The sequence below is a fragment of the Rhizobium sp. YTU87027 genome, assembly GCF_050644135.1.
Taxonomy (GTDB): Bacteria; Pseudomonadota; Alphaproteobacteria; order Rhizobiales; family Rhizobiaceae; genus Rhizobium.
Window position 1 is genome coordinate 1,808,954 of the sequence record NZ_CP098440.1, and the last position, 13,455, is coordinate 1,822,408.

Annotated in this window: 14 protein-coding genes and 3 tRNA genes; 9 read left to right on the forward strand and 8 right to left on the reverse strand. The window is 58.2% G+C overall.

The features are described 5' to 3' along the window. Positions 1-659: 659 nt before the first annotated feature. The 3 genes from NBG89_RS09100 to NBG89_RS09110 all read right to left on the reverse strand — a co-directional run bounded on the left by NBG89_RS09100 (position 660) and on the right by NBG89_RS09110 (position 2,925). Positions 660-736, reverse strand: a tRNA-Arg gene (locus NBG89_RS09100). A 50-nt stretch (positions 737-786) separates the two neighbouring features. Next, positions 787-1,092, reverse strand: a complete 306-nt coding sequence (locus NBG89_RS09105; RefSeq protein WP_088694445.1) for an ETC complex I subunit — start codon at positions 1,090-1,092, stop codon at positions 787-789. 186 nt (positions 1,093-1,278) lie between these two features. Beyond that, on the reverse strand, positions 1,279-2,925 hold the full coding sequence (locus NBG89_RS09110; RefSeq protein WP_431322538.1) for a phosphoethanolamine transferase: 1,647 nt from the start codon (positions 2,923-2,925) through the stop codon (positions 1,279-1,281). Between the two features lie 181 nt (positions 2,926-3,106). On the opposite strand from NBG89_RS09110, the gene NBG89_RS09115 reads away from it, so the two are divergent. Together NBG89_RS09115 and NBG89_RS09120 are read left to right on the forward strand one after the other, a co-directional pair. Then, positions 3,107-3,183: transfer RNA gene (locus tag NBG89_RS09115), tRNA-Pro, on the forward strand. Positions 3,184-3,401: 218 nt separating this feature from the next. Beyond that, positions 3,402-4,040, forward strand: coding sequence for an outer membrane protein (locus NBG89_RS09120; protein WP_431322647.1), 639 nt, complete (start codon positions 3,402-3,404; stop codon positions 4,038-4,040). A 60-nt stretch (positions 4,041-4,100) separates the two neighbouring features. Here the strand turns inward: NBG89_RS09120 and NBG89_RS09125 are convergent, their stop codons facing one another. Together NBG89_RS09125 and NBG89_RS09130 are read right to left on the reverse strand one after the other, a co-directional pair. Beyond that, on the reverse strand, positions 4,101-4,583 hold the full coding sequence (locus NBG89_RS09125) for a DUF192 domain-containing protein (protein ID WP_431322539.1): 483 nt from the start codon (positions 4,581-4,583) through the stop codon (positions 4,101-4,103). Further along, positions 4,583-5,161 (reverse strand): cold-shock protein, encoded by a 579-nt coding sequence (locus tag NBG89_RS09130; protein WP_007535143.1) that lies wholly within the window; start codon positions 5,159-5,161, stop codon positions 4,583-4,585. Before NBG89_RS09130 ends, NBG89_RS09125 begins: the two co-directional genes overlap by 1 nt. A 194-nt stretch (positions 5,162-5,355) precedes the next feature. Here NBG89_RS09130 and gloA point away from each other — a divergent pair, with 194 nt between their 5' ends. From gloA to NBG89_RS09145, 3 genes are all read left to right on the forward strand, one after another. Continuing rightward, complete coding sequence (gene gloA, locus NBG89_RS09135) at positions 5,356-5,796, forward strand: lactoylglutathione lyase (RefSeq protein WP_431322540.1); 441 nt, start codon at positions 5,356-5,358, stop codon at positions 5,794-5,796. A gap of 156 nt (positions 5,797-5,952) precedes the next feature. Then, entirely contained in the window at positions 5,953-7,017 is a 1,065-nt protein-coding gene (locus NBG89_RS09140) for a YcbK family protein (protein WP_431322541.1), read from the forward strand. 196 nt (positions 7,018-7,213) lie between these two features. Continuing rightward, a tRNA-Glu gene (locus NBG89_RS09145) sits at positions 7,214-7,288 on the forward strand. A gap of 66 nt (positions 7,289-7,354) precedes the next feature. Here the strand turns inward: NBG89_RS09145 and NBG89_RS09150 are convergent. The 3 genes from NBG89_RS09150 to NBG89_RS09160 all read right to left on the reverse strand — a co-directional run bounded on the left by NBG89_RS09150 (position 7,355) and on the right by NBG89_RS09160 (position 9,114). Beyond that, positions 7,355-8,509, reverse strand: a complete 1,155-nt coding sequence (locus NBG89_RS09150; RefSeq protein WP_431322542.1) for a tyrosine-type recombinase/integrase — start codon at positions 8,507-8,509, stop codon at positions 7,355-7,357. Then, positions 8,499-8,684, reverse strand: coding sequence for an XRE family transcriptional regulator (locus NBG89_RS09155; RefSeq protein ID WP_431322543.1), 186 nt, complete (start codon positions 8,682-8,684; stop codon positions 8,499-8,501). Before NBG89_RS09155 ends, NBG89_RS09150 begins: the two co-directional genes overlap by 11 nt. A gap of 70 nt (positions 8,685-8,754) precedes the next feature. Continuing rightward, a complete protein-coding gene (locus NBG89_RS09160) occupies positions 8,755-9,114 on the reverse strand; it encodes a hypothetical protein (protein WP_431322544.1) in 360 nt (119 codons plus the stop codon). A 41-nt stretch (positions 9,115-9,155) separates the two neighbouring features. Between NBG89_RS09160 and NBG89_RS09165 the strand changes: the two genes are divergently transcribed. From NBG89_RS09165 to NBG89_RS09180, 4 genes are all read left to right on the forward strand, one after another. Continuing rightward, a complete protein-coding gene (locus tag NBG89_RS09165) occupies positions 9,156-9,368 on the forward strand; it encodes a hypothetical protein (protein WP_431322545.1) in 213 nt (70 codons plus the stop codon). A 295-nt stretch (positions 9,369-9,663) separates the two neighbouring features. Next, entirely contained in the window at positions 9,664-10,854 is a 1,191-nt protein-coding gene (locus NBG89_RS09170) for an AAA family ATPase (protein WP_431322546.1), read from the forward strand. A gap of 488 nt (positions 10,855-11,342) precedes the next feature. Beyond that, on the forward strand, positions 11,343-12,314 hold the full coding sequence (locus tag NBG89_RS09175) for an MT-A70 family methyltransferase (protein WP_431322547.1): 972 nt from the start codon (positions 11,343-11,345) through the stop codon (positions 12,312-12,314). 172 nt (positions 12,315-12,486) lie between these two features. Then, positions 12,487-13,425, forward strand: coding sequence for a hypothetical protein (locus NBG89_RS09180; protein WP_431322548.1), 939 nt, complete (start codon positions 12,487-12,489; stop codon positions 13,423-13,425). The last annotated feature ends 30 nt before the right edge of the window (positions 13,426-13,455 follow it).

Here is a 13,455-nt window from a genome sequence, read left to right on the forward strand (position 1 = left end):
TGCCATCATCGCAAGACTCATCAGCGCCCCGGCCACCAAAAAATTGCGAAGTCGGTTCATCTGTTTCTCCTTGGCAGGACCAAACATCATGATGTTGCTCCGAGAAAATTCGGAGGAATCTCGTCCTCCTCGGTCAACAGGCATCCGCCCCGCACTTGAGACAAACGGAGTTCGGCTCGACGCTTTCTGGCCAAGCGGCCTACTGAATTTCAGACCTCCGATCGAAGTCGACAACAGTCCCCTGTCGCGATGCCTCCTCTTGAGCCGCTTGGATGGCCTGCTGGATATAGTACACGACGAGGTCGTAGTCCGGGCTCTCCCGCGAGGCGATTTCCCACGCGACGTTTAGAGTAAAGACTAGTTGTTGGACAATCGTTTCAGTCATGACTGCGTACCCCCGAGCCACGAAAATCCTAGGGGCCGTCCAAGTTCACAGCAACCTCAACAGTCCGACCTACCGCGCGAAAATGTCACCAACGGTGTAGTAGGATTTACCATAGCGCTCACCAAGACCCCCAAACGACTTCGAGAGGCGGCTCCTGCCCCTTAGGATGCGCTAATTCCCGAGGGATGGATTGTTCCGCTGCCGTACCGCAAAGGCATGGGCCAACTGCAATATCCGGAGGAAATCGCCGGCAACATCGGCCCGGAGAAAAGAGTGGCGACCCCTGCAGGAATCGAACCTGCGACAACCTGCTTAGAAGGCAGGTGCTCTATCCAGCTGAGCTAAGGGGCCGAGTGACCTAGGCCTCAGGCCTTGGTCAAATCAGCGGGCATGAAAGCGGATCAATGCGTCCAAGGCTGTGTCCGCGTATAGCGGAAATTATCAGGGTAAGCCACAGTCTGACGCTGCGGATCCTTCGGAGCGATGACCCGATAGTCGATGCCGTTGCGCTTCGCATAAGCTTCAGCGAGTTCCTGCGTTTCGAATGTCAGCTTCAACTGCTGGCGCATATCCGAGGAAGACGTGTAACCCATGATCGGATCGATGGTACGCGGCGTCTCCTGATCGAACTCGAGCACCCAGGTATTTGTCTTTGCCTTACCGGACTGCATCGCGGTCTTGGCTGGACGGTAGATCTTGGCAGACATTGCTGCAACGCCTCCGAATTAGCGGGCTTTCACACTCGAAACTTCACACTGCCCCAATCCGAGGCCTCTCTTCATCCAAACTGTCGCACAAAGAGATGAATTTTGCTTACCGACGAATCCCTTCCTTTTCAAGAAAAAAGCCAAGGCGGCCGACGCTCGAGTTTCCAACCATTTCCGATAGCCTTCCTATCCAGCCGCCGCGTCACGGCATGCTGCAAAGAGGTCGAGCTTTGCATCGTACAGACTAGTTGCCACATCCATCAGCCCGAGGACGCTGTGGAAGAAATTGTCGTGGGAAGTGGGTTCCGCCGCCCGGCGCGCGAGGCAGTCCGTGTCGATCTTCGCGGCCGCGCTGAAGTCCGGCGCAAGCCATGCGATGATCGGCACATGCGTTTGTTGCGGCGGCGCAAGAAGATCGGGCGCTCCGTGCAGATATAGACCATTCTCGCCCAGCGATTCGCCGTGGTCCGACACATAAAGCATAGCGGTCGATTCGGAATTGCCATGCCGTTTTAGGATGTCGATCACCCTCGCCAAGACATGGTCGGTGAATAGAACCGTGTTGTCATAGGCATTGATGATTTCCTCCCGCGTGCAGGCGCCGAATTCGGCGGTCCGACAATCGGGGATGAAGCGGCGGAAATCGTCCGGATAGCGCTGATAGTAGCCGGGGCCGTGACTGCCGTTCTGGTGAAGGACGAGGACGCTATCGCCCTTTACGCCGGAGAGCCATTCATCCAGCCTATCGAGCAGCGCCGTATCCAGGCATTCACCGTCACGGCAAAAACGTGGATCGGCGGCATCTGGCAGGAAGCGGTAGGGAATGCGATTGGCAACTGTGTAGCTGCCCGTATTGTTGTCCCACCACTCCACTTTGACTTTCGCATGGCCGAGAATATCGGTCAGATTGTCGGTCTCGAGTCCCTTGCGTAGCGTATATTGCCGTTTCGGATAGACCGAGAACATGCAAGGGAGAGATACGCCGGTTGTCGTACCGCAACTCGTCGAATTGGTATAATAGACGACATCTCTCGCCTTCAGTTCCGGATTGGTCTCGCGGGAATATTCGCCGAGCGAGAAGTTTTGTGCACGCGCGCTCTCCCCAACCACGAGAACGATCACTCGCGGCTTATGATTCGGGTTCGATGAGCGCTGATGGGCATCCAAGCCCAGGGGGCGACGCGCGATGCTGCTGTCACTCTCCGATACAAACAGGTAGCGGGCGGCGTTGCCGATCGGAATGAAGGGGTTGAAGGATAGGATAATATCGCGATGCAGGCGTCCAACCGCTGCATAGGTCTGCGAAAAGCCGAGGCCCGCCGCCACGAACACGGCCAGGCACGGTAGAATGACAGCCATGTTCCAAGCAAATTTCTGCGGAAATGGTCGATGCACGACGCGAACCCAGAGAATAAACAGTGACGGCAACATTCCGGTGAAAAACAAATGCAAGAGAAAGGCCGGCGTAATGAGGTGCGCGGCTGCCTCTTGCGTCATGATCGCCGCATTTCGGATCATCTCCTTGTCGATGACGATGCCGTATTGATCAGTAAACCAAGCGGCCATCACCGAGACCAGCACGAAAAAAATCAGAGCCGGCTTAATGAGATATTTCACCGAAAAAGCTGTCATCGCAGCAATCGTAACCGCAACAATAGCGATGACGAAGGCGATGAAGGCCACCGGATAGATTGCGAGATGCGTATAAGCCCGTGTCCAGAAAGTCGCGTTGGCCACAGCAAGAATATAGACGGCGACGAGAACTGACAGCGTGACGCTGCCGAGGCACGGCCTTAGCCTCCGATGCTGCTGCGTCTCATCGAAATCATCCAATCCGCTCTCCGCGACCTAAATGGTGGCGGCATGATCCTGGCCGCTCGATCGTTGGCGCTGATGTCAACCTTTCCTGACACCAACCTGAACGAAGAGGGCGCTTGCATCAAGCATTGGGGAATACGCGATTTTAGATATTGCGGGCGCGAGGCGAACCGTGTATTGCCCTCCCTCGTCGGCACGGAGTGTAGCGCAGTCTGGTAGCGCATCTGGTTTGGGACCAGAGGGTCGGGAGTTCGAATCTCTCCACTCCGACCACTTTCCTCTTTCACAGCGTCACCAACGATCGCGGACTGATCCTCGAGCGAGAATTGCTGCGCCGTTTCCCCCTCGTTACAGCATCTGTTCTTGGCTCGCTCCAGGGGCGGCAATGGCACTAACACGCGAAAATTGCAAAGAAACCGATTGTTAAGGCTGCATAAGATATCGTTCACCATATTCAGCTGCACTTTGTTAACGCTACGGGGAACCTCATGATGTCGTCTTTGCGGATTTCGCTCACTCTCGTCGTGACCGCGCTTGCTCTGCCGGTCCGCGCTGCCGACCTCGCACCCGATCTCTCGGTGATGCCCGTTGCACCTGCCCCAGTTTTTAGCTGGACCGGACCATATGCCGGCCTGCGCGGCGGCATAGGGTTCCTGAATAGCGATTTCAGCGTACCCGGCGCCAGTTCGTCGGATGACTTTAACGGCGGCCTCGTTGGCGGCTTCCTCGGTGCGAACTACCAGATGGACAGCATCGTGATCGGTATTGAGGGCGACCTTTCCTACACCTGGAACAAGAAGGATCTGACTGTCCTTGGCACGCCCACGGAAGCAGGAACAGACGTTTCCGGCTCTGTCGTCGGTCGTGTCGGCTACGCCGTTGATCGTGCCCTGATCTTCGCGACAGCGGGCTGGGCCGCGACACGTGCCACGGTTGATACGCCGGCTGGCGACGAAGACAAGACCTTCAACGGCTGGACGGTCGGCGCGGGCCTCGACTATGCCTTTACCGACAACCTCTTCGGTCGGGCGGAATATCGCTACAACGATTACGGCAACGAAGATATCCAGGGAGCAAACGTCGATCTTGATGAACAAGTCGTCTCCGCGGGCATCGGCGTCAAGTTCTAGTCGCCGCCGCCGCTGACAGAGATCTCATGGCGGAGAACAGGCGCTCCGATGGGCGCCCTCCTACTTCTTCTTTGTGGTCGTCGCGCTCATCACCTTGTCGCCCGGCTTGATGCCGAGCTTGGCGGTCACGCCGGCATTGAGTTCGATCACGTACTTCACCTCCGTCATCGAATCGATGATGTCCCGGGAGTACGGCACCGCGTTCTGTTTGATGTTACGGATCGTGCCCGTCGAATCGACGAACAGCATATCGAGCGGCAGGATGGTGTTTTCCATCCACATCTGGACCCGCCGCGAAACGCCGAAATCGAAAATCATGCCGGCGTCGTCGGCCATCTCCTTGCGATACATCAGCCCACGCTGGCGCTGCTCGTTGGTATCGGCGATCTCGACCACGAAATTCAGCCGTTTGCCGGAGGCTGTCTGAATGATCAGCGGCTCCTTGTCGAAGGTCATCGGCTGTTGGGAGAAAGCCGGAAAGGCGAGGATGAAAAAAAGCGCCGCAAGGGCGCTTCTGATCCAATGGACGGCCGACATACGCATCAGTGCGCGCGGCTCACCGGGCTCGGCACGTCCGGATGGATCTCGGCGGCCATCAGTCCCTTGTCGCCATCACCGTAACGGACGAGGACGACCTGACCCGGACGCAACTCCGTGAGACCAAATCGGCGCAACGTTTCCATATGGACGAAAATGTCTTCCGTTCCCTCGCCGCGCGTCAGGAAACCGAAGCCCTTGGTGCGGTTGAACCACTTGACCAGCGCGCGTTCCAGCCCGCTCGTCGCCGTGACTTGCACGTGGGTGCGAACCGGCGGCAGCATCGAGGGATGTACCGCCGTCGACTGATCCATGGACAGGATCTTGAATGCCTGATAGCCGCGTTCACGGCGCTGGATCAGCGCAACGATCCGCGTGCCTTCGAGAATTGTCTGGTAGCCGTCTCGGCGCAGACAGGTCACATGGAGAAGGACATCCTGCATGCCGTTGTCAGGGACGATGAAACCGAAGCCCTTGGCCACGTCGAACCACTTGACGACGCCGGTGATTTCAATGAGGTCGACCGCTTCCCCCGCGAGTTGATCGAGGTCGGTGAATTCCTTTGATGAAATTCTGTCAGCCATGTCGCCAGCCCCTCAATACGCGTCACACTGTTACGGTTAACTGATTCTTGAGATCAAGATTAACATGTTGGTAACGGATTAGCGCAAGTCCTACTTTTCGATTATTCCCAGTTGCCAATCATACTCCGCTGTCTTGCCCGAAACTGGTGGTCCGCCACATAAGAACCCGACGCCCCGCTTAGAGAGGAAATAGAATGCGTTATCTCCACACCATGGTCCGCGTGAAAGATCTGGACGCCTCCCTGCATTTTTACACCACGCTCTTCGGTCTTGAGGAGGTCAGGCGCACGGAGAACGAGAAGGGCCGCTTCACGCTCGTCTTTCTTGCAGCTCCCGGCGACAAGGCCGACGCCAGTGCCAAGGGCGCGCCCTGCCTGGAGCTGACCTATAACTGGGACACCGAGGACTATACCGGCGGGCGCAATTTCGGTCACCTCGCCTATGAGGTCGATGACATCTATGCCACCTGCCAGACGCTGATGGACAGCGGCATCACGATCAATCGTCCGCCGCGCGACGGCCACATGGCCTTCGTGCGCTCGCCGGACGGTATCTCGATCGAGATTCTGCAAAAGGGCGGCAGCCTTCCGACCGCCGAGCCCTGGGCTTCGATGGGCAATACCGGCGCCTGGTAAGCCGAGGCTTTTGCGAGGCTTGCGACTTTTGCGATTTCGGACTTGCGTGTCCGCGTCACGCTTGCCGCAGCCGGGTGGCGCAGGCACTCTCCAGTCGACTCGAGGCGAAGCATGCGGTTTTCGCGCAGCTTTCGCCGTCCCCTGGAGAATGCTCGCGTGCTCGCTGTTGAAAAACGGATAGCTTTAGGACCCGCCCTTCTGATCGCCACATCGGCGCTGATGCTCAGCGGCTGCGTGTCGGAGAAAAAGGCCGCCGATGTCGCGTCCGTCCTCGCGCCGGTCGAGCCGGCAGCAGCTGCGCAGCAGGCCGCGGCAGCCACGCCGGTCCAACCAGGCTATCGCGATCCCATGGTCGCGAATGTATCGGGCGCTCAGCCAGCGCAGGCTCCGGACGCGCAGCCGATGGCAGCAGGATCAGCCGCTTCGGCTCCCGCAAACATCGGCGGACTGGCAATGCAATCAACCGGCATCAACGCGCAGGCGATGAGCATCTTCTCGGCGCGCGCAGTGTCGCAGAACAATCCGACCTCGACCCAATTGCAGCCCGCCGGCGGCAATGCCTACGCGCCGGTTGGTGTCAGCCCCGTACGCTCGAGCGTTTACAGTAGCCAGGTGCCGGTCGATCGGTCCCAACAGACGCAGCAGGGTCAACCCTTGTTGCCACAGCAGTCCTCACAGAACACGAGCACGCAGAGCGCGCCGGTGCAGAGCGCGTCACTTTCGACGGGAGCCCTGGCAGGGCAAACGGTAAATGCGCTCTACAGCGCGCCGAGGCAAAACCTGCTCGGCAGTCTTTCTGGACTGCTGCAAAAAGCCTCCCTGCCCGGCATGACGCGGATTGCGCCCAACGGCCTGCATCTTCAAAACGACAAGGTGGAAGTCGGCTGCTTCAAGCCAAACCTGATGGACGTGATCAAGGCGGTCGAGACGCATTTCGGCAAGCCGGTCATCGTCACATCGGGCTACCGCGACCCGAATCACAACCGCATGGTCGGCGGCGCCGAAGAATCCATGCACAAGACCTGTGACGCGGCCGACATTCAGATCGACGGCGTGTCAAAATGGGATATCGCAAGCTATGTCCGATCACTGCCGGATCGCGGCGGCGTCGGCACCTACTGCCATACCGACTCGGTACATCTCGATACCGGAAAGAACCGCGACTGGAACTGGGCTTGCGGCGGCAGGGCCGCTCCGGCGACCATCGCTCGCGCTTTGTGAGGCCGGCGCTTCGCCGTTCATAACGCTGCGTAAGCTCGCCTCGCGAATTCCTAACATGGACGAATAGCGTCTTGATTCGGCTACAATAAACGCCATTTCGCTCTCGCAAAAAATCCTGTCATTTTTTTGAAAAAAATCGAATTTGCCGCTTGCGGGATTCAAAGTGCCTGACTATAAGGGCGCCACCACGAAGGAAGCGCCCTTCGTCTATCGGTTAGGACACCAGATTTTCATTCTGGGAAGAGGGGTTCGACTCCCCTAGGGCGTGCCATCGTTGTTTAAAATCAATTACTTACGTTGCCGGGTCACCATCGAGTCACTTATTGATAAGTGACCGTCACTTTTCGGCTGCGCGAAGGCGCTTTACCTCGGCTGACCGCTTCTTCGCGGCGGCGGCGGCGCGGAACGCCATCGGCTCCTCATTCAGCTGATCCATGTAGATTGCCGTCGTCGTCGGCGACCGGTGGCCCATCGCTTTTTGCACTGTGAACAGGTCAGCACCGCCCTCGGCAATCTCGCTTCCGAATGTCCGCCGCAGTCCATGCAGGGTATAGCCCGGCTCCAGCCCGGCCTGCCGCGCCCAAACCTGCATCTGGTTTGAAAGGCTCTTTGGCGAGAATGGCTTGCCCGCCTGCGTCTTTAGGATCGTTCCGCCCTTCGACCGGTCCAGCGCGTTCAAGACCATCTCAAGCTCTGCCCTGACGACCACCGTAACCTTGACGCTGCCGCCATTGTTCTGGTTTTTTTGCGCCATGAATTCGATAACGGTGGCGACCTGTATCTGGTCGTTCTCATCGATGTAGCGCTTGGTCCGTAAATTGTCCCATTCGATTTTCGCGACATCGCCACGGCGACCGACACCGTAGCGGGCCAAGGCATAGGCGGTTCTCGCGCCGCTTCCCGGCTGATGGCGGCGCTCGAACTTCTCGCAGATATCGTCCGGCCAGACCTTTTCCGGCGAGGACGGCGGCAATTCCACTTGCTCGATATCAGAGCCCAAATTTCGCAAGCACCATTCCTCGCGGATGGCCGCGGCAAACAGCTTGCGGATCACGATCGCGACCCGCTTGGCCTTATGCGGCGCATGGGATGCGACGGTTTTGCGCAAGCACGGCAGCATTTCGGCCTCCGGCGTGTCAACCGGAGCCTCGGCGAAAGTCGCCTTCGATGTCTTCGTCATCGGCGCTTCGAGAAACGCCAGCGCATGCCGGACATGTCCCTTGATGGTCTTATGCTCATAGGCTTTCCATTCATCGCTCTTTTGCCAAGCGATGAAGGCATCCCGAAAGGTCGGCTTCTTGATGGCTGGCTTGGCCTCGGCGGCGGGCGCATCGACCAGCAGCCTAAGCTTTTCATAGGCGGCGGCGAATTCCTCCGAGCCGATATCCGCCGGGAGAGTCTTCTGACCGATCCGCGGATGACGAAAGACCAGTTTGCCGTTCTTTAGCTGGAGGACGTGGGGGAAGTCCAAGAATTTCGATTTACGAGCCATTGCCGCGCCCCCTAAGTGCCTCGATGGCCAGCGCCAGTATGGTCGGATACCGGAATGACCTGCCTTGCTCGATGTGCTGCAAGCTTCTCAGCGGCATCTTAAGAATTTCCGCCGCCCTGGACTGTGTTAATGCGCCGTCCCTGCGCCATTCCTTTACCGTTTCGCTCAGTTCCATTGCCCTTCCCTTTCGATCTGATGGCAGGAAGGTGTTATCCCCACGACGGGCAGAAGCAACTCGAACCCGCCTACGTGACGGGCCGCGAATCCAGCAATTTCTGAAAGGCCGAACGGGTATCCTGTTCTTGGTCTGGCAGGCTTTCGAAGGCTACATCCAGCGCTACCCGGTCCCAGATGACACGTTTGTTCACCTGCTTTGGCGGTGGCAAGCGGCCCTCTTTCACTAAGGTATCGAAGAGGCTAAGGCCGAGGCCGAGATAGCGGGCGGCGTCAAATCTACCAAGGCCGCGCGGCGGGTAGGCATGCGGATTTCCGGCTTTTTCAGACATATGGAGCGTCCCCTTTCCCTTCCAAAGGCAAGAAGGCGCTCCGATATGGCCTTCAAGTTTTTTCATCTTCAGCTTGATAACGATAGCCTGAAGTTCCATAATCTGGCAAGTTCCATAATCTGGAAAGCAAGGGTGACCCGATGAGTGACGACAGGCTCTCTAATCGTGAGGCGACCGAGCTTTACGGCCTTCGCCGTTTCGAAATTTTCGTCTTGCAGAGGCATGCGGGCTTCCCGCGTGGCGAAAAGCGCGTGCCGGAACTGAAAACAAGCCGGGTCAAATACTCGCGGCGCCAGATCGAAAAGTGGCGAGAGGGTATCCGCCGCCTCGCCGCCGAACTTAAGACCGCATGAACAGAGTAACGCCCGGCGGGACCGGGCGCTGGAAGGGAAACAAAAGTCACTGAGAATACCGACAATATAGCCCCTTCCCTGCGCCGATCCAAGCCCGCCGGTAGCGCCGTACGAAAGGCGAAACCGTAATGCAAGGCAGGCTCTGATATGCGCGGCGGGGCGCTCCATCCCCGCCTCAATTGCCCCATTGCCGGGGCCGCTCTCTCCCGCCGAATCTCAAAATATTGCCTTTTTGGAAATATTTCCCCGCACCTCCAGCGGACCTCCGGCGTCCCGACCTTGCTGGAGGGCCGCTGTGACTGACTCCGTTCCATCTCCATCTGTAATCCTCAAGCCGTACCGCTTCCGCGACGAAGCGACCATTCCGGTTCGCCCGTGGCTGATGCGCGGCCTGCTTCTTCGCCGCCAGGTAGGTGCCCTCATCGCCGCTGGCGGCGTCGGGAAGTCCGTCCTCGGCCTCGTTCTGGGCTTGCATATCTGTGCGGGCCGCGATTTTGGGCCATGGAAATGTCTCCGGGAATGCAGGGTGGCCGTTCTCTCGATCGAGGAGGATGAGGACGAACTCGACCGGCGACTGCATGCAATCCGCAATCACTATGGCTTCGGCCAAGACGACGCGGCCCAACTGTTCATCGTCACTATTGCCGCCCTACCCGTTCTGGCCGCCTGCAACAGCAAGGGGACCGTCGAGCCGACCAAGATTTGTGCTGAATTGGAAAGGCTATGCCGGGTGCAGCAGATCGAGGTTTTGATCGTTGACCCGCTGATCGAAGTCCTCCAGATCGCGGAGAATGACAACGGCCAAATGAAGGCCGGGACAGCGCTGATCCGCCAGATCGCCCGTCGGCTCAATATCGGTATTCTGCTGACGCATCATACAAGAAAGGGTGCTGTTTCGCCGGGCGACGCTGACGCGGCCAGAGGCGCAAGCTCCCTAATAGGCCTCGTCCGTACATGCTGGACGCTTTCGCCGATGAGCGAAGCCGAGGCAGCAGCTTTTGGCATAGACGACGCCGAGGAGGCCGCGCGGATCTTCCGCGCCGATAATGCGAAGTCCAACTACGAGCCGAGACGCGGCAAGGCGGTCTGGTTCAAATTCAAGAGCCTCACACTTGCAAATGGCAACGAGGAAAAGGCGATCGAGGGCGATAGCGTCGGCGTCCCAATCCGCTGGATTCCCCGCAACCGGCTAGGTGAGAAATCGATATTCGAGATCAACCGCGTCCTCGATCTGATCGACAAAGGCATGCCGGGAACGAGCGATCTCTTCGGCTTCAAGCGCAGTGGCGGCTCAGCAAGATGGGTCGGCTTTGTCCTCGTCCGCGAGTGGGAGTTCACGGAGCAGCAAGCCACCGACGTGATCGAGGATTGGAAAGACAGCAAGCTCCTCTACGAGAGCAAGTTTGAGGCGAGTAAGAGCCGTGGAGAAAAGCTCGGCGTCCGCGTTGATCCAACCAAAAGGCCATCCGAGGCAATGCCATGGTGACGTGTCCCAAACCCAAAAATATTTGGGAAATGGTGCCGACAAGAACGGCTTCCCAAATGTCTCAGGTGCCTAAGAGAAAAAAAGTTTGGGAAAGTACGTCCCAAAACCTCCCTTTAATTGGGAGGTATTTGGGACTGGCATACTTACCCAAAAGGTTTTTCTCGTTCCTCAAGGCACTTGGAGCCACCGCTGCTTGCAACCTCCAATGGAGGAGCGGCGATGAATAGGAGTTTCGTAGAGCTCGAAGTCAGGCCGGGCACACGCATACTTTACGACCATCAGGTCTTTCGATGCGAGGCCATTGCGCCGCTCCTGGCCGACGACGGCTCGGATCGCGGGCTGGTGCTGGTTTGGGAAACCCGCTGCCCTCATTGCTTCGCGCCGTTCTTTTTCACCACGGCAATGAACTGCGAGTTCCGGCCATCGCGGCGGTGCGCGGCGCATCGCGCTCCAGGCAGGCCGGTATTTCCGAAAATGGGGAGGAAAGCATGAACGACCTGATCGCGACGGACGTCGAATCCGCCGCCGCCTACATTGCCGAGCCATGGCACAAGGGCATCCAGTCGATCTTTGAAACCGGGCGGCGGCTGATCGAGATCCGGGATCGCTTCAAGGACGAACCGGGCAAATGGTCCCGCCTCGTCGGGCGCGACAAATGGGAGGGGCAAGGCATGCTGCCGTTCGGGCGTTCGCAGGCCCACCGGCTAATGACAATCGCTGCGGATCCGCGGCTCGTCCCACATGTGGGACGGCTCCCCGCCGATAGTATGACGCTCTACAATCTGACGAGGCTCCCAGCCGATCAGTTCACAGCTATGCTTGCGGACGGCACCATCAACGCTGACATGGACCGCAATGACGCGCGGATCGAGCTACAGAAGGCCGAACGGCTGGCGAAGCTGGAGGCTATCAGTCAAGGCAATCGCGCCCTGCAAAGCAACCAGCGATACAGCGTCTTGCTTGCCGATCCGCCGTGGCGCTACGAGTACCCGCCAATCGGCAGCGAGAACCGCCGCCCGGAGCGCCATTATCCAACGATGGGGCTGGACGAGATTTGCGCGCTGCCGATAGCCGATATCATAGCCGACGACGCGATTTGCTTCATTTGGGCGACTTCACCGATGCTGATGGAATGCGGGCAAGTTCTTGCCGCCTGGGGATTCCAGTACCGCGCGTCGGCAATTTGGGACAAAGGAGTCCCCGGCCTCGGCTACCATTTCCGTAACCAGCACGAACTGCTGCTGGTCGGCAAGCGCGGCGAGGTTCCCGCGCCACTGGCCGGAACGCAGCCGCCGTCGATCTTTCGCGAGCCGCGCCGCGAGCATAGCCAGAAGCCGGACTGCGTCCCGGAAATGATTGAGCGGCTTTATCCCCGTTTGGCAAAGATCGAGCTTTTCCGGCGTGGCCCCGCAAGGCCGGGCTGGGATGCATGGGGTAATCAGGCGAAGGCCGCGGATTAGCATCCGGCGGCGGGCCACTTTCCCGAATGGAGGAGAAAGGCATGAGCGACCAAGGATCGAACGGCCCATTCCTATTTGGGGCACCTGCTAAGGCTTGGCGCGCGAGTGGCACTCTGGACATCCGCACGACTGGTGTGACTAGCTGCCCCCCTAGTCTGATGGAGTGATTCGGATGCGTCACCTTGTCGTCGGCGCGGGAGCTTCTGTAGCGCAAGCTTCTGAACTCGGCGTACCCAAGGAGTTTTGGCCGCCTACAATGGCGAACTTTGCCCGCAAAACATGGGCGAACTACGCACCGTGGCCGTTCCTACAGGCCTTCCTGCAGTATAAAGGTGTCACGCTCGCGGCAGATAGCGATCCGAGAGAAGACTTCTACGTGCTCGAGCAAAACGGCAATGCCAATATCGAACAATTCATCGAATTCGCTTGGTCAATAAAAGACAATCTACCATCCGAATGGCATGGTGCTTGGAACGGCTTCATGCGTTTCGGCATAGGTGATCCTATCGCCCTTCTTATCAACCAAGGCTTTCAGAAGCACGGGATTGATTTCGTAGACCTACCTGTCACGCGAAGGATGCTCTCCAGATTCACCAGCGACGATTTAATCTTAAGCCTCAACTACGACACGCTTGTTGAAATAGGGCTTCAGCAAAACGAAACGAACTTCACCTACCTGCCGAATGTAACTCCTGCAATGAACATCCCTGTCTGCAAGCCGCACGGCTCGCTCAACATGGCTTTTGATGAAAACGGCTTTTCTTTCGGCGATCCTCGCAACCTTTTTCCCCTTTTCCAAACGGGTGATCCGAGGCTACCGTACGTTGGGTTGATACCCCCTCGGCTGAACAAAACATACGAGCAAACCCCGATGGCGCGGAAGATGCTTCTCCCCGTCGAAAGCAGAGCACCTCAAAGCATCGTAATGTGGGGGATCGGGATGACGGAAAGCGACATCGACCTGAACGAGATCTATAGGGGCTGGGCTAAGAAAGCTGAATTCGTTGACGTGATAAATCCGGATCCGAAGGTCGCGCCTCTAATTGAGACCGTGATCGGGCTTCCTGTGAGACGTTTTGCCGCCGCTGACGAGTGGCTACAGCAAGAATAGGCGACCGGATTGGCAGCCGGCAGCACCATT